Origin of the sequence: Alteromonas sp. IB21 (assembly GCF_016405965.1) — a bacterium.
GTDB lineage: Bacteria > Pseudomonadota > Gammaproteobacteria > Enterobacterales > Alteromonadaceae > Alteromonas.
The window spans coordinates 270,424-292,260 of sequence record NZ_JAEFCD010000002.1 but is presented as its reverse complement, the minus strand read 5'-3'; the positions used below and the strand labels follow the sequence as shown (position 1 = coordinate 292,260).

Below are 21,837 nucleotides of genomic sequence, written 5' to 3'. Positions count from 1 at the left end.
TGCAGCTTTATCAGTTAGCACGCTGTGTACGCAATTTATACTTTGCTTCTCGCCAACAACCTGCGCATAAATACCATTCCGCTTAGCGTAACTAGCGTGAGAAAAGTCCAAGTACCGCCGTGTTCTTCCACTATCACTACAGTATCTTCTACAACGTACTCATAGTTTTCACTTTCAAGGGGAAGGTAGGCCAGTGCACTGTCGTCATAAGCATCGGTAAACGCCACAAGCACTTCGGTATCTGCATCGTACAGTTCCAACAATATGTCGTATTCGCCAGATGGAAAGCCAGAGATTAACGAACTTTCAATAGTAAACGTATCCGTTGAATCTTCTGAATAAATATAGAATTCAGACGATACGTGAATAGCATCGTAAACACCGTCCTTGCCTAAATACAAGACAGCGTATACAGGTGCTCGTGTAAATATGGTATCGGCGTCAAACTCAATTGAAAAGGTGGAGTGATAGCCGTCGTAGTCTATGTCTTGCTCAAGCGATACCCAGCTTTCATAAATCCAAAATTCATTAATACTACTAACGACAATGTCGCTAGAGGACTTATTTATGCCCAGGTGCTGTTGATGTTTGTTGGTTTTACTGTGTGTATTTTGTTGTGCGGCAACTTCATCGGTAGAGCGCTCAACTAGACGTTCATTAGACAGTTCGTCCTTTGTTTTAGGCAAAAGTGATTCAGTGCCCACAAATGGTTTGTCGTAACGGAACTCGTTCGAGGTGACCTGTTTTACTTCTGATTTACCATCGGTATTTGCATGTGCAGGTGACAAAAGCGCGAGCTGTAACGTGGTGACAGCAGAATATGTGGCAAGTGCGAGTAGTAATTTTTTCATCTGTCCATCCTTTTCCAATCGATAATGACAGTGTCATTGTTGATGGAAAAAGATGAACAAAAGCTGAAGGAGAACTTAACGTTTGCTTTTATTAAAACGCTGGACGCAAGGTTTAGTCGTCGAATTGATATTCGTCTTCTTCGTAATCACCTTCTTCACGGGGTTCAAAGTAGGTGCCCCATCCATCGTAGGTTACGTCATGCTTGTCAGCAATTTTTAGCAGTGCGTCAGAATCAGCATTAAGCTTTTCAATATCCAGTTTCCTTTCAACGATAGCGTCGAAGCAGAAAATCGTTTCACCGTCATCTAGCATCAATTCTTCCGCATCAGTAACTTCAAAACCGGCTTTAAATGCATCTACTGCGGCTTTTTCTAACACGTCGAAGTCTGTACTGGCGAAGTGGTGCTCAATGGTATAGTCGGCGTCTGCTTGGCTGCCGTCTTCTAAAAGGGCATCAATGGTTTCTTGATTAAACTCGTACCACTCTTCTCTTTCATCGAACTGGGTCATAATAAACACTCATTAGCAATTTTGACGCAAGTTTACCTGCTTTTTTCTAGTTCAGCGACCTGAGTATTGAGCGTATCGAATTTTTGTTTCATTTCATTATTGAAATGTATCATCCACTCTTTGATTGAATGCGCTTCGGTAAGGGTGACGGGGGCAGAAATATCAATGAGCACTATGCCATTGTCCCAACGATTCCATTTCACTTTGTTGTGTAAGTTACTGGCTGTAACCATGACCACTGGCTCATTCGTCGTTTTGGCTAAACGAAATGCCCCTTGCTTAAAAGGAAGAATACCTCGGCCGTAACTTCTGGTGCCTTCAGGAAATAGCCATACTGACGTCTTCTTTTTGGCAATACGGTGTGCGGCAATATCTAGCGTATTTCGGGCTTTACCTGAGTTCTTTCTATCAATCATGATGTTCCCAGATAGCCAGTATATTTGGCCGAAGATAGGGATCCACTTCAGACTTTTTTTACCAATTGTTACCACGCCGGGAAGGGCAGCTTTACAAATTGTAATAACGTCAAAGCTATTTTGATGATTAGCAATAAATACATAGGGCTCGTTAATTTTAACAGCCGGGTCCTTTCGAATGATGAGCTTCAGGCCCACAATTTTCGCCATGAGAGAATATAAGCTGCCCGCCGCGTGAACGTTATCTTTGTGAAAAGGGCGCACAATACAAATAATTAACAAAACAATGTTGATAAATAAAAAGGCGATAAAAAGTGCTGGAATGCGGAATAAAGCGATCAAAACAACTCCTAGATTCTATTGACGCGCGCAGTATAGATGAAGTTTGAGCGTACACTTGTCCGATGAGTTTTTACAGCGCTAATCTTTTTGTTTAAAAAGTCCTTATATTTATCACCTTTAGTATGAGGAAATTTTGCCGATACCCACTTACAATAAGAATACGCGCAATCGAATCTAACTCGGTAACCAGTATATGCAAACATTCACTCCAGACGACCTCGAAGAAGATATTCTCGCTGACCTTATGGAGGAAATTAACGAACTCTATGAATCTAGTGAGCAAACTCTGATTGAACTAGAGCTTCGTCCTGAAGACAACGATTTGCAGCGCGCTTTGTTTCGCTCTATACACACAATCAAAGGCGATTTGGGCTTAGTAAATTTCTCCCCCATGATCCCCCTTTTGCAGCACGTAGAAGACTTGCTAGATTATCTGCGCAAAGGGCAGGTGGCTTACACAAGCACAATGAGTGATTTGGTATTGTTGACCATGGACAGGGTTAAAGCGTTTGTCGAAAGCGTCATGGCCAATGGTAATGCTGAGTACGATGATAATCTTCATAACCAGCTAGTTTTGGCAATAAGCCGTGTTACACCTGAAAATTCATCTGACCACGAAAAACGCCTAACAGAAGCCGTACTGTTGCTAAATCCGGCTCTCGATAGAGTGATTGATGATAACGAGCATTCCAGTGTTCAAAATAAGCCGGTCTCTTTAGCGGCAACGGGAATACCGAAAGATATTAGTAGCGAAAAAAAGCAGGATATTCTGTTTTTCCGAGATCTAATGCAGTCTATAGAGCGCCGTTCAGATTATTGGGCTGGGCGCGGTGATCGGGTCGCAAAACTTGCAATGTACATTAATGACGTGGCCGAAAATCCTATTGATGAAGATCAGCTTGCTGTTGCCAGTTATGTTCACGATTTCGGTATGGCATTTATGCCTCTAAAATTACTTCACAAAGGGGATGCTCTTAGCGATAACGAGTTTAACCTTATGCGCTCTCATGTGTATAAGAGTGCACGTTTGTTAGAGCATTTAGACCAGTGGGATATGGCGCGTAAAATTGTGATGCAGCATCACGAGCGTACCGATGGCACCGGTTATCCGCTCGGGCTTAAAGAAGACGATATCTGTGAAGGCGCAAAGTTACTCGCCATTGTGGACACCTATGACGCCATGACTCATCCCAGAGCCCACAATGAGGACAAGGTATTGTCAAAAAAAGAGGCGGTGATTGAAATTAATCGCAGCGCCAAAGGCCAGTTCAGCATGAAATGGGTGAGAATTTTCAACCAAGCGATGACGGCGCTACTGACCAAAGGGCATTAACAATCTACAGTACTTTTGGGTAAGCTCTGAATAGAAGGCCTATTTACGGCATCTTAAAGCCATTCAAAAATGAATTGGTAATTCAGACGCAAAAAAATAGCAGGCATGTGCTCCTGCTATTTTTAACGTTGTACCTGACTCAAACAGGCAATTAATTTACACCGAGTTCTTTAAGCTTTCTTGTTAACGTGTTGCGCCCCCAACCTAGGCGCTTCGCCGCATCCTGTTTATGGCCGTGAGTGTGATGCAGCGCCCGTTCAAGCATAATGCGTTCAAAGGTAACCATGGCGTCGTTAAGAATATTGTGATGACCGTCACGCAGTTGCTTATCCGTCCAGCTAGCCAATAAATCTGGCCACTCGCCTGACGCTGTACTCGGTTTCTCTATCGCGTTATCGCTGTGGATCTCTGGTGGTAAATCGCTAGGCAAAACTTCTTGACCACTTGCCATTACGGTGAGCCATCGGCACACGTTTTCTAACTGTCTGACATTACCTGGCCATGGTAGCTGTGACATGACGCGCTCAGCCTCTTTAGAAATACTTTTCGCTTCTACATCCAGCTCTTTTGCCGCACGGCGCAAGAAGTGTCGAGTTAGAAGGGGGATGTCTTCTCTGCGCTCACTTAGAGAAGGCAGGTGCACGCGAATTACGTTCAAGCGGTGGAATAAATCTTCCCTAAATTTTCCATCGGCAACTCGCTGTTCTAAGTTTTGGTGGGTTGCTGCAATGATGCGCACGTCTACACTCACCGATTGATGGCCGCCAACACGATAAAACTGGCCATCAGCTAGTACGCGCAACAAACGGGTCTGCACATCTAATGGCATATCACCAATTTCATCTAAGAATAGCGTACCGCCGTCGGCTTGTTCAAAGCGGCCCTGGCGAGCAGCTTGTGCACCGGTAAATGCGCCTTTCTCATGACCGAATAGTTCAGACTCTACAAGGTCAGCGGGAATGGCGGCCATGTTCAGTGCAATGAAGGGTTTACTCGCTCTAGGGCTGTGCCTGTGAAGCGCATGTGCAACCAGCTCTTTACCTGTGCCTGATTGTCCGTTGATAAGCACGCTGATTGAAGAGCGAGATAAGCGCCCAATGGCACGAAATACTTCCTGCATAGCAGGGGCTTCGCCGATGATCTCTGTCACCACATCTTCAGGTTGTGTTTTCGATACGGTTGATTGCTCCCTTGAATGGGCAAGAGCGCGCTGGGTTAATGTAACCGCTTCGTCTATATCGAAGGGTTTTGGCAAATATTCAAATGCACCCTTTTGATAAGCATTTACAGCACTATCAAGGTCAGAATGCGCTGTCATGATAATAACGGGCAACATAGGGTGCGAAGTATGCACTTCGTTCAATAAAGTCATGCCGTCCATTTGTGGCATTCTAATATCTGAAATGATGACCTCAGGGGCTTGGCCGCTTTGAAGTTGAAGTAATAAATCTTCAGGATTTTCAAAACTTAAGCAGCTTATTTCAGCCGCTTGTAAGGCCTTTTGCAGCACCCAACGAATAGAACTGTCGTCATCGACAATCCACACAGACTCATTCGTCATCGTCTGTCTCCTTACGATCGATTGGTAGATAAATTACGAACTCAGTGTGACCAGGGTAGCTGTCCACATCTATTTTGCCGCCGTGGTGGTTGATAAGGGTCTGTGATATTGACAAACCCAGCCCAGAGCCATTCTGTTTACTTGTGACCATGGGGTAGAAAAGTGTGTCTTTGATTTCCGGAGGAATGCCCGGGCCGTTATCAATAATCTTAATTTTTGCCACCAGCGCATAACGTTTTGTTTGAATCGTCATCTGGCGCTCTATGCGTGTTATTAACCTTATTTCTGGATTAGGCGTTTCGCTTTCTGTCAGCGCCTGAACACTGTTGCGAACAATATTAAGCACCGCTTGTTGGATCATATCTGGATCGAGCATTAGTGGCGGTATACTTGGGTCGTAGTCGCGAACAATGGTAATAGGGTTATCTGTGTCAAATCGCATGAGGCTGCGGATTTTTTCAAGGGCCTGATGCACATTGCTTTCTTCGAATCGTGGCAGTGAATTAGGCCCTAGTAGACGGTCAACCAAGTTGCGAAGACGATCTGATTGCTCAATGATCATGCTAGTAAATTCTTTGTGCTCGTCGTTCAGCTCTTTTTCTAAAAGCTGTGCTGCGCCACGAATGCCACCAAGTGGGTTCTTAATTTCATGAGCAAGGCCGCGCACTAGTTCTCTGGCCGCAAAATGCTGTGCGTTTTGCAGTGTTTCTCGAGTTATGCGCTTTTGCTGATCAATTCTTTTAACTTCAAACAGCAGTCGTGGGCCGTCTTCAAAGTGCAAATTAGTTACAGTCAAGTCAGCAGATACGTAGCGGTTATCTCTAAACGCGAGTTTCACTTCATTCTCAGTGAAGTCTTCACCTTTTCTAATGGCGGCCTTCAATCGTGTAGTTTCTATTGTGCCGGGTATGAAAAAGTCTTGAAGCAAGTGCCCAATAAGTTGTTTTAGCCCAGTCTCAAACAAAGCTTCACCCGCATGGTTGGCATAAACAATCGTAAGTTTATTGTCTACCATCACCAATGCGGTGTTTAAGCTATTGATTAGCTGTTGTGTTTCTAACTCGGTGGAATGCATCCGAGCTCGTCTCCTTTGCACCATAATTGTGCATTGTAGCTTGCAATGATGCGGAGCGCGAATAAAGAACTCAGTAATAAATATTCACTGAACCTCTGTGGTGCGCTTGCATAACAATGGTTGCACGCTATTAGTTATTAATTAACGCCGATGCCTGATGAAGGTAAAGGGTTTGAACTGGAGACGATGCAAGAGTCTTGCCCGTATTGTTAGTTAATTCAACTTTGTAGGTGTGTGCCCCACGATGGATACCAGATAACTTAAAAACGCCGGAATTATTGCTAGCAATTGGGGCATCATCAAAAATTAACCGATAGATAGGTGCTTTAGGTGCACCAGTTTGAGTCGCTGAAATGGTAATTTCACCTAAATTATTTCGGATCGTCGCCTCAGGTGCTGGAGATTTGATTACCACGCGGTACTTCGGTTTCGGTGAATCTAGCTTAAGTGGTGGGGGAGGGGGAACCTTAGCAGCAGTAACTACGTTCTGTGTTTTTCCATCAAACGCTAACGGCTCTGCATTTTTTTGCGGCTTATCGGTGTAAGTAACAGACCCATCTTCTCCAACTACTTTATAGATTGTTGTAGAAGAAGAGGTTCCAGCAACGGGTGCATTGAGGCCTTCAGCTTCGTCGTTCATTTGTGCATCTTGCTGCGTACTTTGTTGCTCATTATCTTGACCTAGCGCATTGGCCTGTAAAGGAAGCAACCCATAGCTAACGAGCGTGAGCAGTGATAGTAAGCAGATATTTCGCGTCATGTTTTGCACGTGTTGTTACCTAATCAATGTATTGTTGGGCTGCCTGTTTATTATTTTTGGCCGAGTACTTAATTGGTCTGGCTAGATTTGACTAAAACTGGCGCACAGTAAATTCCGCTAAAAAGGGGACTCTATTGGTATTTTTTAACGAATTTATAGAACCATAGTAGATAATTAGCGCGCATAAAAAAAGCCCGCAACGCGGGCTTTAGTATATATCGCTATACAGGTGTAATTACACGCTGTAGTACATATCAAACTCAACTGGGTGAGTTGTCATGTTAAGTTTAGTTACTTCTTCAGACTTAAGGTCGATGTATGCATCGATCATGTCGTCTGACATAACGCCACCGGCTTTAAGGAAATCACGGTCGTTATCAAGCGCTTCAAGCGCCATTTCTAGCGAGCTTGCAACTGTTGGGATTTCCGCTGCTTCTTCTGCAGGTAGATCGTACAAGTCTTTATCCATAGCATCGCCAGGGTGGATCTTGTTCTTAATTCCGTCAAGACCAGCCATAAGCATAGCGGTGAACGCTAGGTATGGGTTAGCCGTTGGGTCAGGGAAGCGAACTTCGATACGGCGCGCTTTATCACTTGTTACGTGTGGAATACGAATAGACGCAGAACGGTTACGTGCAGAGTATGCAAGCATTACCGGCGCTTCGAATCCAGGAACTAGACGCTTGTAAGAGTTAGTCGACGCGTTTGCAAATGCGTTAATTGCACGTGCGTGCTTGATGATACCGCCGATGTAGTAAAGTGCTTCTTCAGAAAGACCAGCGTACTTGTCGCCTGCGAAAATGTTTACGCCATCTTTAGAGATCGACTGGTGGCAGTGCATACCAGAGCCGTTATCGCCAACAAGTGGCTTAGGCATGAAGGTAGCAGTTTGGCCGTATGCATGTGCAACGTTGTGTACAACATACTTGTAAACTTGAATTTCGTCCGCCTTCTTAACTAGCGTATTGAATTGGCATGCAATTTCGTTTTGGCCAGCGGTTGCTACTTCGTGGTGGTGCGCTTCAATAACAAGGCCCATTTCTTCCATTACTAAGCACATTGCTGCACGGATGTCGTGCGCAGAGTCTACTGGTGGTACTGGGAAGTAACCGCCTTTAACGCCTGGGCGGTGCGCCATGTTGCCGCCTTCGAACTCTTCACCAGAGTTCCACTTCGCTTCAGCAGCGTCGATCTTGTAGAAAGAACCCGCCATGTCAGTGTGGAAGCGAACGTCGTCGAAAAGGAAAAACTCTGGCTCTGGACCAAAGAATACCGTATCACCAATACCTGTTGACTTTAGATACTCTTCAGCGCGACGTGCCACTGAGCGAGGATCGCGCTCGTAACCTTCCATTGTAGAAGGCTCAACGATGTCACAACGAATGTTAACTTGGGTTTCTTCAGCAAACGGGTCTACAACGCAGCTGTCCGCATCTGGAAGAAGAACCATGTCTGATTCGTTGATGCCTTTCCAGCCAGCGATTGAAGAACCGTCGAACATTTTACCTTCTTCGAAAAATTCTTCATCAACTAGGCCCGCAGGGATAGATACGTGTTGTTCTTTACCTTTAGTATCGGTAAAACGTAAATCTACAAACTTCGCTTCACTTTCTTTAATAAGCTCTAATGCCTTATCAATCGACATCGTGTCCTCCAGGTTTAATGTAAAAAATGCGGGATGATCAGCTTCACCCCAACAGTGAAAAAAGTGAAAGCGATTATCATGCCATCTATATGTATGCCGATTTCTGTGGCATAGAGGGGCACTTATCACTTCCTTTTACGTCAGAATGCACCACAATGGTGCTATGTTGCACTATTGTGGTGACATGTTCTTTTTTACGTTAATCAGCCTAGAATACTTTGTAGCATATGGCTACCTAAGATGTTCAATCCGGTGCAACACAGGTGGTCAATAGTTGAACAGGTAATTGAAAAGCAATAAAACATGTCCGTATCAAAAAAAAGATGCGCAAATGCCGTGGTTTTTCTGTACAATCCGCGCAAATTTTCTATCTGCATTTTTTTGCAACAAATCTAACGCATACTCCTTTCCACTGAATTGCAGTAGTCGTTGATTTACACAGGCTCTATATAAGCATGAATACCACTGATATAAATAAGTTGCGTAACATCGCAATCATCGCCCACGTTGACCACGGTAAAACGACCCTGGTAGACAAACTGTTACAGCAGTCTGGCACCCTTGAATCTCGAGGCGAGCAAGAAGAGCGCGTAATGGACTCGAATGACATCGAGAAAGAACGTGGCATTACCATCCTAGCTAAGAATACAGCGATTAACTGGAACGACTACCGTATCAACATCGTTGATACTCCAGGACACGCTGACTTCGGTGGTGAAGTAGAGCGCGTGATGTCGATGGCTGATTCTGTACTTCTACTTGTAGATGCACAGGAAGGTCCGATGCCACAAACGCGTTTCGTAACGCAAAAGGCGTTTGCCCAAGGTCTTAAGCCAATTGTTGTCATTAACAAAATTGACAAGCCTGGTGCTCGCCCTGATTGGGTAATAGACCAAGTTTTCGATTTGTTCGACAACTTAGGTGCTACTGACGATCAACTGGATTTCCAAGTTGTTTATGCGTCTGCACTAAACGGTTGGGCATCACTTGATGCAGATACTAAAGAAGACGATATGACGGCATTGTTCCAAACTATCGTCGACCAAGTATCTCCACCTGATGCAGATATCGACGGCGCATTCCAAATGCAAATTTCTCAGCTTGATTACAACTCTTATGTAGGTGTAATCGGCGTTGGTCGCGTTAAGCGCGGTTCTGTGAAGACTAACCAACAAGTCACTATCGTTACTGCCGATGGTCAAAAGCGCAACGGAAAAGTTGGCCTAGTTTATGGCTACCTTGGTCTTGCTCGTCATGAGGTGAGTTCTGCTCACGCGGGTGACATTATTGCAATTTCTGGTCTTGGTGAACTGAAGATCTCTGACACCATCTGTGACGTGAACACGGTAGAAGCGCTTCCTCCACTATCGGTTGATGAGCCTACAGTAACCATGACGTTCCAAGTAAACACGTCACCGTTTGCGGGTAAAGAAGGTAAATACGTAACGTCACGTAACATTCTTGAGCGTCTAACCGACGAGCTAGTACACAACGTTGCACTTCGCGTAGAAGAGACGCAAGATCCGGACAAATTCCGCGTATCAGGTCGTGGTGAGCTTCACCTGGGTATACTTATCGAGAACATGCGTCGTGAGGGTTACGAGCTTGCAGTATCACGTCCAGAAGTAATCTTGAAAGAAGTTGACGGCCAAACACAAGAGCCTTTTGAAACCTTGACTATCGACTGTGAAGAGCAGCACCAAGGTTCTATCATGGAACAGCTGGGTCTTCGTAAAGCTGAAATGACAGACATGTCGCCAGATGGTAAAGGTCGTGTGCGTATCGACTTTATTATTCCAAGCCGTGGTCTAATTGGTTTCCAAACTGAATTTATGACGATGACGTCAGGTTCTGGCTTGCTTTACCACACGTTCGATCACTACGGTCCATACAAGGGCGGTGTTATTGGCAAGCGTAAAAACGGTGTGCTTATTGCCAACGCTAACGGTAAAGCGCTAACTAACGCCTTGTTTAACCTTCAAGAGCGTGGTCGTCTATTTATCGGACACGGTGTAGAAGTGTATGAAGGTATGGTTATCGGTATTCATAGCCGTGACAACGACCTTACTGTAAACGCGCTTAAAGGTAAGCAGCTTACTAACGTTCGTGCATCAGGTACTGACGAAGCGCAAACGCTCGTTCCGCCAATCAGAATGTCTCTTGAGCAAGCACTTGAGTTCATCGATGATGACGAACTCGTTGAAGTAACGCCTGTGTCTATCCGTATTCGTAAGAAGCTTCTTACTGAAAACGAGCGTAAGCGTGCATCACGCGGGCCTAAGTCTTAATACCTTCTAAGACTTAAACAACTCTCAAAATGCCAGCTTTTTGCTGGCATTTTTTATTCTGTTTCATCGCTAAGTACAGCGTTAAACGGCCAAAACTTCGACCAATGGTTAGTGGTCAAAGATAATTTACCCACCTATGCTTAGACTAATTGGGTTCGGGTCTAAAAAAGGCCTTAAGCTGGCATAAATTATAATTACTTACCGATTTTTAAGGGGAGCGTATTGTTTTCCGTTGCTGTGATCGAAGACGATCCTATCACGCTTGATATGATAATAAACGCGCTGGAAACGCAGCTAGACGCTACCGTTTACTCGTTTACACGCAGTAAGTTTGCTCGGGACTTTTTGCTACAACAAACTTCTGACTCGTTAAACCTTATTATTAGCGACCAAGTTATGCCAGATTATGATGGTTTAAGCTTGCTGAGAACCTGTCATTCTTCAGGTCTTAACGTACCATTTTTACTTATTACAGCAGATCCAAATAAAGAACTGGTTATTGAGGCTCGTAAGCTTCAAGTCACGGGCTTTTTAGCTAAACCGCTTGATATGAAAGAGTTAATTCAAAAGACGAAAGCCGTAGCCGCGCTCGGCAATTAATAGCATAAACTGATGTGATTTATCTCTAATTAAGTTCATTTCGATATAGAAAATAAAGTAAAACCGCGTGATTCACCCTAGTTTATGGCGCGGGAAACTTCTACACTGGTGCCACAAGTTATTATGCAACAGGATGTAATGTGAGCACGTTATTCGATAATACTCCCCCTCGAAAAGACACCTTCTCGTTTAAATGGCAAAAGTACAAAGGAAAAGACATCATTCCTGCTTGGGTTGCCGATACCGAGTTTCGTTGTGCTCAGCCAATATTAGATGCCATATCAGGCTACATTGAACACGGTAATATGGGGTATATACTGCCCGCGCATCACGAAGGCGCAATTCAAGCAGTAGTGAGATGGCTTAAGGAAAAGCACAATTGGAACATTCAGCCTGAGTGGCTAGTATGGACGCCAGGTGTGGTGCCTGCGTTCAACGTTGCCTGTAAAGCTTATTGTGAGCCCGGCGATAAAGTGCTTATTCAAACCCCGAATTACCCGCCCTTGCTAGCTGCACCTAAGCTAAATGGTTTAGAGCGCGTTGATATTGGTACTGTGGTTCAACATGAAAATGGCGAAAGCGCAGATAAGATTAATCACGTTGAAGGCGCACGCTACACGCTAGACTTTGAAGCGCTAGAGCGGGAGGCGGCAGACCCTAAGTGTAAGCTGTTTATTCTTTGTAACCCAATGAATCCCGTTGGCTCGGTATTGTCGAAAAAAGAGTTAGATCGTATTGCCGATATTTGTAACGCAAATAATGTAAAACTTTGCTCTGATGAAATTCACTGTGACCTTATTTTAGAAGAGGGAAAAACACATATTCCTGCAGGACGTGAAGCAAACCTTGCGGACAATAGTGTTACCTTAATGGCCGCGAGTAAAACCTTCAATATTGCGGGCTTAGGTACCTCATTTGCTATCATTCCTAACCGTCAACTGCGTCAGGCATTTACTAATGCCGCAGCAGGCATCGTGCCGTGGGTTACCGTATTGGGGTTGGCAGCAACTGAAGCGGCGTTCACCCAGTGTGACGATTGGCATCAACAGCAACTTACTTATTTACGTGAAAACAGAGACATGGTCTTCAACACCATTAACAGCATAGATGGACTGCGGATGCTAAAAGCTGACGCCACCTTTTTAGCTTGGGTTGATGCAAGTGGCCTTGGCGTTGAAAATGTTCAGCAGTGGGTAGAGGAAAAAGGTGTGGGACCATCGCCTGGCATCGATTTTCACAAAGCTGACCATTTCCGAATTAACTTCGGCTGCAGCAAAGCGATGCTCCAAGATATTCTCCAACGTCTAGCCAGCTAAAATCGGGGGTAAAGTGCTTTTCAGCCCTAATCTGAAAGCTTTAACCTACTACTGACGTTAAAAAGGGCCAAAGCGGCCCTTTTTCTATGCAGTCTGTTAGTTGCATTGGCTTACTGCTTTTGAAACCTGTCAACTGGGTTAACTTACAAAAAAGTCAGATTAATTCTGCCCTCATTTCTGTAACTAGCCAAAAACACCGATTAGTTTATACAAACCCAAACCAATAACAGTGCCTACTACCAGAAACCCGGCTACGTTACTTTTCCACGTGTTTCTAAATTCGCCCAACGCAGTGTTTTTGTTCATCACCACTAGCAAAAATATAGCAATGATAGGGAGTAGCAAGGCATTGGTGGCTTGTGCGAACAAAATGGCGGGTAACGGCTTAAAGCCAAGGGCTGCAACGCTTACTCCTATCACGATGATAATAAACCACACCGCTTTGAAGCTTTTGCTTTGCATATCGTCAGATAGTCCAAGCGCACCAGTCACGGCGTAAGCGGCTGCTAATGGCGCTGTGATTGCACTGGTTAATCCAGCTGCAAACAAACCAAGTGCAAAGAACCACTGCGCTTTATCTCCTAAAACGGGCTTAAGCTGTTCGCCCATATTAGATGCGTCCATGGTTGCAGCTTGATTGAAAAACGCCATCATGGCCGTGGCCATAACAATTAGCGTGATAAGTCCGCCCATGCTTATTGCTCTTGCTGATTGATTGCGACAGGCTACAACAGCGTCGTGTTTATTCTGTCCTTGAGATGATTTAGCCACGAGGCTAGCGTGTAAGAATAAATTGTAGGGAACGATGGTTGTACCTATTAGCGCAAGCACCGTTGTAATTGCATCGGTATCAAGGCGGGGAGAGATGAATTGGCTAAACATAGCAGCAACGTCAGGCTTAGCTACTAATAGGGTCACTAAAAACACCCCAGCCATAATAAATACCAAATAGACGAGAACGGTTTCAATCCACTTATAGCTTCCAGACCAAAGTAAAACGATTGCAATTGTGCCTAATACGCTGGCCCATGGGCCTATACCAATGCTTATAAAGGCATCTAAGCCGATGGCTGCCCCCGTTAAATTTCCAGACTCATAGGCGGCATTTCCGATACCGATGGCACTGACTATAAGCAAAATAAACACATTTTTCAGCCATGGTTTATATGCCATGTCTTTCATTGCACTGGCTAAGCCTTTGCCACTGGCCACGCCTAATCGAGCCGCCATATCTTGCAGCACTATAGTAGCGAAAATGGAAAAAAGCAGCGCCCATACAAGGTGAAAACCAAAGTTTGCACCAGCTAAGCTTGCTGTGGTTACTGTTCCCGGCCCTATGAATGCGGCCGCGATGATATATCCTGATTTATCTTTTGCCATTGCAACGACTCTTAGTTAAGTTTTGCTATCATGACAATAGGTAGGCGAGCACGCAACAGTACCGCTAAACCAATACAGTAACAGATTGGTTTTAAACCTATTGTCGCGTACCCAATGCGGGCAAGTCATTTTCTCTCGCCTTTACCCGGTTTAAGTGAGGGTAAAAGGTTAAAAAATACGCCCTTAGCAAAGTGGGCGCGCAGACTACCGTTTCACGAAATAGAACGCAAATTAAAATAGGATATTAATGGTGAAAGACGGTTATCCGATAACGATGGTGAGCGATATTGTGTCGTTACCTAATTTTGAGAACGTGCTTCCTTCCACTTACCACGTTGATGGAATGATCTTTGCCATAGCCTCCGCGCCAGAGATACCCATGCCCGAGCAGTGGATGCCTTGGTTAATTCAGTCAGGTGACAGTAAGCTTGTAGATAAAGACGTAGATAAACTGGCTGATGCGTTAATGAATGGTTTGCGCGCGCACTTGAATTTTATGCGGCAAGAAAAGTCACCACTGCCTCAGGAGCTAATCTTGGCCGAAGAGGTGAGTGGCTTTAAACGACCCTCGAAAGCATTAGAGAGCTGGTTGTCAGGACTACTTCATGTCCACAAGTTGCTAGAACCTGTTTGGGAAAATGCCTGGCAACAATTCGAGAAAAAGAATACCGCCGATAATGGAGAAACGCTAGAAGCGCCTGAAGTGCGATTGTCACGTTGTTTAAAGTTGTTTTCTACATTGGCAAATATAGATTTAGCACTTTCATATCGTAATGAAGCACAAACCGAGCAGTTAAAAAGCAACATGGTTTTGCTGATAAAGCAGGTGCCTTCGGTACTTGCGGATTACACAAAGCTCTCCGGAGAATTGGCTGGGGCACTACCCAATCAGTTTGAGACATTCAGCAAAAATTAAATGGCTGCCGTTTGCCTCAACCTTAAATTGAGCTGTTACCGCTGTCGTTGGTGTTGGCGCTGATTCAACGTGTGCTTAAGGGAGGCGGTATAACTGTCTAACTCTAGCTTGGCCTTCTCGTATTGCTCGTTCAAAAGCAAGGAAGCCGGTTCCCTCATCAAGGCTTTAAAGGCCAAATCTGTTTGTTTTAGCAAATCTTTAAGGTGTTGATTACTGTCGTCCATGTCGTATTCCGATAAGTACATTTGTTTAAATCCGAGAAACAGCTTCAACCCGGAGCTTTCTTGCGCTTACATCGTTATCGCTAGTTTATCGCTTCAGGGCTCGATACTCCTTTTATCAAGCCCCAAAGGGTTTAATTTTTCGCTAAAAAGGCTTAACTACCGCCAAACAAACGATAGCGAGAATAGCCAATACCGGTACCTCGTTCAAAAAGCGGTAAAAGCGAGGAGAATGCCTATTTTCATCACGCTCAAATTGCTTCAACAACTTAAACAAATAGAAGTGGTACCCGTAAATAGCAAGTAAAAGCAATAACTTTATGTGAAGCCACCCTGACATTTTAAACCATGTACCGCCGTAACTAACAATAAGCGCAACGCCGAATGCCAGAGTTAACAAGGCGAATGGGGTTACGAAGAACCATAGTCGACGCTCCATAACTTTAAATTCGTCTTTTACCACTTGTGATTGAGTGGTGGCGTGATACACAAAAAGCCGTGGTAGATAAAAAAGCCCTGCCATCCATGCCAACATGAAAAAGATATGCAGTGCCTTAAACCATAAAATGTACATACTAATATTGCGCCTTCTGTAAAAAACTTTGCAAGATATTCCAAGTTACTACGCCAATAATATCGTTAAGTTCTTGATCGTAAATATAAACTGCGCCAGAGCGCGAATTTTTAAGGTGTTCATACACCTCGTGCAGAGTAGACTGGGCGCTAATCCCTTCCATCTCGTAGTAGTTAAGCGCCGTTGCATCGTGCTCCAGACTGACATTGTATTGGACCAGCTTATACTGCACATCTATTTCAAACTTTGATTTTTGAACGACAATTTGTGTCGGATTATTTTCTAAGTAATTGAAAAGCGCCGCCTCTGGAGCATCGTGAAACAACTTGAATTCGGTATCCATTGCAGCGAGCACACCGGTTTTCTCCAGCGCTTCGCGAATTGAAGAAATGGCGTAGGGCAGGTTCTGATAGTCGAGTTGCCGTATGAATATGGATCGGTTTCCAAAAAACTGCGTGGAGGTAACATAAGCGGGCACGATAACAAGCATAGCCGGTAATATAATTTGCGGGCTGTAGGAAAGCTCCATAACCGCTGAGAGGGCTGCAAGCGGGGCATGTAGTACGGCAGTCAACATACCGGCAATGCCCAGCAGCGCGAAGCTATTTGTAAATTCGGGAACATTAATAAAGTAAGATAAGGGTAAAAGAAGCACTGCACCAGCGAGCATCCCGATCACCATCACTGGGCCTATGATCCCTCCCGGTATGCCCAAGCCAATGGCAAAGACGGCTAATATCACTTTGAAGACCAAAGTTGAAACAAGCAGCAACGCCCCAGGAGAGCTATCAAACAAATGTTCAACGTCTATAAAATTAGCGCCAAGGGCTTCAGGGATGAACATGCCAATAGTGCCTGTAATCAACGCAGCGAGTACGAGTCGCCACACCATGGATACCGGTCTGAAAAGCGTCATTACACGCATTAGCTGACTGTTAAATAATACGGCTAAGACACCTAATAGAATGCCTAAAAGGACCAAGTAAAAGTACATCCACTGACTGAACGCATTGAACGATAAAAAGGACAGTTCGTTGACCTCACCAAACACGATACGCGTAAGTACTGAACCGCAGGCTGCAGCCAGCATGATGGGAACAAAAATATGGATTTTGTATTCTCGGAGCACAACTTCCATTACGAAAATAACTGCGGCAAAGGGCGTATTGAACGAGGCGGATATACCCGCAGCAATACCGCAGCCAGCAAGTATGCGAATACTGTTGTAGGGAAGGCGAAGCCACTGGCCTAAAAAGCTGCTACTCGACGCGCCCATGTGAACCGAAGGGCCCTCTCTTCCCACTACGAACCCGCCCGCTAATGCAAGCATACCGCCAAAAAATTGGTTGATGGTGGTTCTTAGCGGTACATAGCCATAATAATATTTTACCCGGTGAATAACGAAGGGAATACCAAGGCGGTAATGCTTGAAACCAGTTAGAAAAGCAATGAAGAGTATCAACCCCACGCTTATCAAAGGCATGATAAACCACACTAACCAGTCGTGAGTGAGGAACGATTTAAGCGACGATACGCCCGTTTCCTGAAGCCATTCGACACATAGCCTGAACAAGATAATAACAAGCGCCGCGCAGGTTCCCCCTACAATGCCCAGCATGCACAACTGAATGGATGTGCGTGGGTGAGCTACTTCCTCTCTTAAAGCCTGCAAGCGCATGTTGTGGTACAGTAGGTTAACGTAGCTAGCAGCTTACCATAAACACTTAAAATTCATAATATTTAGAACGCGTTAGCGTTTTGCATTTTTGTTGATGTAGAGATCATGACAACCGATGAGTTAAAACACCTATTAGGAAACTACAAATGGTCACTGCTAGTGGCTTTAATGATGTTAGCCATGGTGGGCTTTGGTTATAAAATCGCCCGAATGATTGATGAGGGCGACAGCAAAAAAGTTCAGGCACAGCGGGAGACGATAGCTATTTTGTCTGAAGAGAACAACGCGTTAACGACTAAAGTGAATCAGCTTGAAGTGGCCGTTGAGATTGCTTCGTTAGAAGCTGAAAAAATTGTTAATACACTCAGTGAACAGAAAAAAGAAATAGAAGCTCAGCAAGAGTTGATCAGCTTTTACGAACGGGTAATGGCGCCGGAAAAAACGGAAGACGGCTTTGCTATCGAAGGGGTAGAGGTTTTCAAACTAAGCGACACTACGTATCAACTTAGGTTGGTTTTACTGCAGTCGAAACAGCAAAAAGCGGTGATAAACGGCAACTTAACGATTGCTGTTGTGGGTCAAAGAAACGGAGAACCTGTTACTTTGAAATCTGGTGAGTCGAACCTGCTAGCAGAAGACGTTAAATATCGTTTTCGTTTTTTCCAAGCGGTCAATGTAACGCTCACTATTGATAGTGATATCGATGTAGAATCCGTTCAATTCGCTACAACAGTTTACCAGTACAAAACTCGGAAAGGCACTCATGAGATGAGTGTTCTATGGAGCGAGGCCCTTTCTGTAGAGATTGAGTAAACGTATTTGAGCAGTGCTCTTGCAGCAAGGTTTCACGTTGTCTTTTCACAGCACATCGTCTTAGTACTTTTTGCTATTTAAAACATTGTTTCCACTACAACTTTGCCCTAGGCCTACTATTGTTCGAGTTAAGGCGCGCCTTTAAAAACGCGCCTAAATAGTGAACTAGCTAGACAGGGTCACTGTGCCTTTCATAATGCCGATATGGCCTGGAAATGAGCAGAAAAACATATACTCTTCATCTTTGCTCAAGCCTTCGACAGAAAACGTGGTAGAGGTTTGCTCGCCACCGCCAATAAGATCTGTAGCGCCAATGACGCGCTCATCATTAGGCTTAACATAGTTGTTGTCTAACCCTGCACTCATGCCATCGGTTGCCACGGCTTGACCATCGGCTTTAGTCGTCATAACCCAATTGTGACCCATAGACTGTTTAGGCAATTGACCGGTGTGTTTAAGCGTCACCGTAAATTCACTACAGCTTGCTGGAATGGTCACGTTCGATGTGTTGAACTGCATAGCATCGTTTGATTCCACAGTAACCTCACATTCGTTAGCGAACGCACTGGAAGCCAAAAAGAAGAGGGCTGTGCCGCCAAGTAGTTTCTTGATCATAAATAATATCCTTAGAATTTAGAGTAACTGCACCTTTCGGTGTAATTGGAAGACTCAATGTCCTATACGGAAAAGAATACCACCGGATCATTGTTAATGTTAACGATTATCATTTATATTGAGTATGGGCCCAGCATGAAAACACGTTCTGTATCTTAGAACGCGTAAGGAAGCCTATGTCATTGATAAGCAATGCACCGCAACAAGTTCGACTTGGACACACCGACGGTGAGCTGAGCGCTACGCTCGCACCGAGAGTGATCGAATTGCGCTTGCAAGAATAAAAATAGATATACATTTATCCGTGCTCCATTTTTTATAGAGGGTTTACTTGGTCACCAGACATAAAGGTGCCCTAATACGAGTAGAGTGATAATGAATGCGGGGCAAACACGCTCATCACGAGTTTCATCAAAACAAGGATACGAGTAATGACAGCAACACGCACAGAACGCGACAGCATGGGAGAACTTCAAGTTCCTGAAGATGCGCTTTACGGCGCGCAAACTCAGCGGGCTATTCAAAACTTTCCAGTAAGTGGGCAACGTATGCCGGAAGCTTTCATACGCTCGCTTGTCACCGTGAAAAAAGCAGCAGCGCAAGCCAATATGAAACTCAAAGCTCTCGATAATGATCGCGGGCAAGCCATCGTTAAAGCATGCGACACACTACTTTCTCTTGAAGACATAATGCAGCATTTCCCCGTTGATGTTTTTCAAACGGGATCGGGTACAAGTACCAACATGAATGCGAATGAAGTCATTGCGAAATTGGCTTCGGGTTACGCAAACGAAGAGGTTCACCCCAATGACCATGTTAACTATGGTCAAAGTTCCAATGATGTCATTCCTACCACTATTCATGTCAGTGCTGCTATTGCGCTTACAAACGAGCTAATACCAGCTGTTGAAAGCCTCATTAACATCATTGAGGTGAAAGCAAAGTCGGTGGCGCAGTACAGTAAAACAGGGCGCACCCATTTAATGGATGCCATGCCGATAGGAATGGACCAAAGTTTATTAGCGTGGGCAGCACAGCTTAAGCAGCAAGTTAAAACACTGCGTGCAGTACAACCTGCCATTCAAACTCTTGCGCAGGGCGGTACCGCCGTAGGCACAGGTGTAAATGCACATTCAGAATTCGCGGTTACCTTTTCCGATAGCTTAAATGCGCTTACCGATTTAGGGTTTAAACCGGCAGACAATTTCTTTGCGCTTATTGGTTCTCAAGATACCGCTGTCACATTATCTGGCGCGACCAAGAGTCTCGCCGTTACGCTTATGAAAATAGCTAATGATTTACGTTGGATGAATTCTGGGCCGCTTGCTGGTCTTGGTGAAATAGCCTTACCAGCATTACAGCCTGGCTCGTCAATTATGCCAGGAAAGGTGAACCCAGTGATCCCCGAAGCGGTGGCAATGGCCTGCGCGCAAGTTATAGGCAACGACGCAGCCATAACCGTGGGCGGACAGTCGGGTAATTTCGAACTAAACGTCATGCTGCCTATGATTGCTAATAATCTGTTATCTAGTTTGTCGCTAATGACCAACAGCGCATCGCTTATAGGCGAGCAAGCCATAGAAGGTTTCACCGTTAATAAAGATAACATTGAGACACCGCTCTATCGAAACCCAGTACTGGTTACCGCGCTTAATCCTGTGATTGGCTATGCGAAAGCCGCCGAAATAGCCAAAGCAGCATATAAAGAGAATAAACCGGTTATTGACGTTGCCGAGGCCATGACAGATATACCCAGAGATGAGCTAGAAACCTTGCTTGACCCTAAAGCACTTACTCGTCCATAGTCACTTAAAATAGAGATTTAGTGTTAAAAAGTGCGGTGTTTTACCACACTTTTTTATGGTGAAATAACATCCAATTCTGAAGCAATATCGGTGAACGCCTCTCTTCATTAAAAATAATTCGGTTATTGGCATAATATTGGCTTAGTCAGTAGTCAAAAGGGCATTACAGTTGCTGTATGTGCAGGTTTTTTTTGATACAGTGACGCGTTGGAACCATTTGAATCGCTGCTTAAGACGGCGACAAACTATTGCGCTAATAGGTTTTGCTAATACCAAGGTAAAAGCAACGCCTTTTCGGGAAGAAAAAATGACAGAGACTTGCTTTCGCATGAAGGGCACTACGCTCACCAGTATTGTGTTAGAAGTAATAGATTTTGAGCCAGACAACTTCGAAGCGCAGCTATCGCAAAAGATTGCGAGCGCACCGCAGTTTTTTACCCGTTCTTCACTGATCTTGCATCTTATAAAACCTTTGTCAGCCACAGAGTTTGAACTGCTTGTAGCCCTGTGTCGTCGCTTGCAGTTGCAACCCATGGCGGTAAAGGGAGAGGTGGCTGAACTAAAACCAACCATCAACGATTTAGGCTTGGCGGATGTCAGTCAGAGCAAATTTACCGATAGTGTACTTCGCTCGCAAAATCCGTCTCAGCAAGCAACCGAGAACAGCGGTAGCCAAGATAAAAGCGCCGGTCAGGCACAGCAGTCAAGTGACAGCGCTGCCAAGACGTCATCAGAGAATACATTCTCCTCATCCACGGTAACGCCGCCTAAAGCTGAAGTTAAACCTGCCAAAGTAATAAACCGCCCCGTTCGCTCAGGCCAGCAAGTGTATGCTGAAGGTGGTGATTTGGTAGTAACGGCGTCGGTAAGCGAAGGAGCTGAACTTCTGGCCGATGGCAATATTCATGTTTATGGCACATTGCGCGGGCGCGCGTTGGCTGGCGTTAAAGGTAACACGGGCGCCCGTGTTTTTTGTCAATCGCTAGACGCTGAACTTATCTCAATTGCAGGGCAATTTATCATGCACGAAACCGTCAAAGGTGAATGCTGGAAGAAACCTGCACAAGTATATTTAGAAGAAGAAACATTACGTATAGAGCCGTTGGCTTAATGCTTTGTACGCACCAATAGGAAAGA

20 protein-coding genes are annotated in these 21,837 nt (G+C 44.8%); 8 read left to right on the top strand and 12 right to left on the bottom strand.

Features of this window, described 5'->3' with window-relative positions:
* Positions 1 to 35: 35 nt before the first annotated feature.
* From JC525_RS03045 to JC525_RS03035, 3 genes are all read right to left on the bottom strand, one after another.
* Entirely contained in the window at positions 36 to 851 is an 816-nt protein-coding gene (locus tag JC525_RS03045) for a choice-of-anchor H family protein (RefSeq protein ID WP_198814395.1), read from the bottom strand.
* A gap of 112 nt (positions 852 to 963) precedes the next feature.
* Complete coding sequence (rraB, locus tag JC525_RS03040; RefSeq protein ID WP_120961983.1) at positions 964 to 1,362, bottom strand: ribonuclease E inhibitor RraB; 399 nt, start codon at positions 1,360 to 1,362, stop codon at positions 964 to 966.
* 32 nt (positions 1,363 to 1,394) lie between these two features.
* A complete protein-coding gene (locus tag JC525_RS03035) occupies positions 1,395 to 2,120 on the bottom strand; it encodes a 1-acylglycerol-3-phosphate O-acyltransferase (protein WP_198814393.1) in 726 nt (241 codons plus the stop codon).
* A 193-nt stretch (positions 2,121 to 2,313) separates the two neighbouring features.
* Between JC525_RS03035 and JC525_RS03030 the strand changes: the two genes are divergently transcribed.
* Positions 2,314 to 3,453, top strand: a complete 1,140-nt coding sequence (locus JC525_RS03030) for an HD-GYP domain-containing protein (RefSeq protein WP_198814391.1) — start codon at positions 2,314 to 2,316, stop codon at positions 3,451 to 3,453.
* Between the two features lie 151 nt (positions 3,454 to 3,604).
* On the opposite strand, the gene glnG is transcribed toward JC525_RS03030, so the two are convergent.
* The 4 genes from glnG to glnA form a co-directional block, all read right to left on the bottom strand.
* Positions 3,605 to 5,014, bottom strand: a complete 1,410-nt coding sequence (gene glnG, locus JC525_RS03025) for a nitrogen regulation protein NR(I) (protein WP_198814389.1) — start codon at positions 5,012 to 5,014, stop codon at positions 3,605 to 3,607.
* Positions 5,004 to 6,089 carry a nitrogen regulation protein NR(II) gene (gene glnL, locus JC525_RS03020; RefSeq protein WP_198814387.1) on the bottom strand — a complete coding sequence of 362 codons (1,086 nt, stop codon included), beginning with the start codon at positions 6,087 to 6,089 and terminating at the stop codon, positions 5,004 to 5,006. The genes glnG and glnL overlap by 11 nt, the downstream gene beginning before the upstream one ends.
* Positions 6,090 to 6,219: 130 nt before the next feature.
* Positions 6,220 to 6,849, bottom strand: a complete 630-nt coding sequence (locus JC525_RS03015) for a DUF4124 domain-containing protein (RefSeq protein ID WP_198814491.1) — start codon at positions 6,847 to 6,849, stop codon at positions 6,220 to 6,222.
* Positions 6,850 to 7,084: 235 nt separating this feature from the next.
* Positions 7,085 to 8,494 (bottom strand): glutamate--ammonia ligase, encoded by a 1,410-nt coding sequence (gene glnA / locus JC525_RS03010; RefSeq protein ID WP_198814385.1) that lies wholly within the window; start codon positions 8,492 to 8,494, stop codon positions 7,085 to 7,087.
* A gap of 455 nt (positions 8,495 to 8,949) precedes the next feature.
* Here glnA and typA point away from each other — a divergent pair, with 455 nt between their 5' ends.
* The 3 genes from typA (at position 8,950) to JC525_RS02995 (ending at position 12,698) form a co-directional block, all read left to right on the top strand.
* Positions 8,950 to 10,782, top strand: coding sequence for a translational GTPase TypA (gene typA / locus JC525_RS03005; protein ID WP_198814383.1), 1,833 nt, complete (start codon positions 8,950 to 8,952; stop codon positions 10,780 to 10,782).
* 222 nt (positions 10,783 to 11,004) lie between these two features.
* Entirely contained in the window at positions 11,005 to 11,382 is a 378-nt protein-coding gene (locus tag JC525_RS03000) for a response regulator (RefSeq protein WP_198814381.1), read from the top strand.
* A 140-nt stretch (positions 11,383 to 11,522) separates the two neighbouring features.
* Positions 11,523 to 12,698, top strand: a complete 1,176-nt coding sequence (locus JC525_RS02995) for a MalY/PatB family protein (RefSeq protein WP_198814379.1) — start codon at positions 11,523 to 11,525, stop codon at positions 12,696 to 12,698.
* A gap of 183 nt (positions 12,699 to 12,881) precedes the next feature.
* Here the strand turns inward: JC525_RS02995 and JC525_RS02990 are convergent, their stop codons facing one another.
* Positions 12,882 to 14,078, bottom strand: coding sequence for an Nramp family divalent metal transporter (locus tag JC525_RS02990; RefSeq protein ID WP_198814368.1), 1,197 nt, complete (start codon positions 14,076 to 14,078; stop codon positions 12,882 to 12,884).
* A gap of 247 nt (positions 14,079 to 14,325) precedes the next feature.
* On the opposite strand from JC525_RS02990, the gene JC525_RS02985 reads away from it, so the two are divergent.
* Complete coding sequence (locus JC525_RS02985; protein ID WP_198814366.1) at positions 14,326 to 14,994, top strand: UPF0149 family protein; 669 nt, start codon at positions 14,326 to 14,328, stop codon at positions 14,992 to 14,994.
* A gap of 35 nt (positions 14,995 to 15,029) precedes the next feature.
* On the opposite strand, the gene JC525_RS02980 is transcribed toward JC525_RS02985, so the two are convergent.
* The 3 genes from JC525_RS02980 to JC525_RS02970 form a co-directional block, all read right to left on the bottom strand.
* Positions 15,030 to 15,239 carry a hypothetical protein gene (locus tag JC525_RS02980; RefSeq protein WP_233094912.1) on the bottom strand — a complete coding sequence of 70 codons (210 nt, stop codon included), beginning with the start codon at positions 15,237 to 15,239 and terminating at the stop codon, positions 15,030 to 15,032.
* A 121-nt stretch (positions 15,240 to 15,360) separates the two neighbouring features.
* Positions 15,361 to 15,789: a CopD family protein gene (locus JC525_RS02975; RefSeq protein ID WP_105929459.1), complete on the bottom strand. Its 429-nt coding sequence runs from the start codon at positions 15,787 to 15,789 to the stop codon at positions 15,361 to 15,363.
* A gap of 1 nt (position 15,790) precedes the next feature.
* Positions 15,791 to 17,467 (bottom strand): chloride channel protein, encoded by a 1,677-nt coding sequence (locus JC525_RS02970; RefSeq protein WP_198814364.1) that lies wholly within the window; start codon positions 17,465 to 17,467, stop codon positions 15,791 to 15,793.
* A gap of 105 nt (positions 17,468 to 17,572) precedes the next feature.
* Between JC525_RS02970 and JC525_RS02965 the strand changes: the two genes are divergently transcribed.
* On the top strand, positions 17,573 to 18,280 hold the full coding sequence (locus tag JC525_RS02965; protein ID WP_198814362.1) for a DUF6776 family protein: 708 nt from the start codon (positions 17,573 to 17,575) through the stop codon (positions 18,278 to 18,280).
* Between the two features lie 165 nt (positions 18,281 to 18,445).
* On the opposite strand, the gene azu is transcribed toward JC525_RS02965, so the two are convergent.
* Entirely contained in the window at positions 18,446 to 18,895 is a 450-nt protein-coding gene (gene azu, locus JC525_RS02960) for an azurin (RefSeq protein ID WP_198814360.1), read from the bottom strand.
* Between the two features lie 431 nt (positions 18,896 to 19,326).
* On the opposite strand from azu, the gene JC525_RS02955 reads away from it, so the two are divergent.
* Entirely contained in the window at positions 19,327 to 20,700 is a 1,374-nt protein-coding gene (locus tag JC525_RS02955) for a class II fumarate hydratase (protein WP_198814358.1), read from the top strand.
* 307 nt (positions 20,701 to 21,007) lie between these two features.
* On the top strand, positions 21,008 to 21,811 hold the full coding sequence (minC, locus tag JC525_RS02950) for a septum site-determining protein MinC (protein ID WP_198814356.1): 804 nt from the start codon (positions 21,008 to 21,010) through the stop codon (positions 21,809 to 21,811).
* Positions 21,812 to 21,837: the final 26 nt, after the last annotated feature.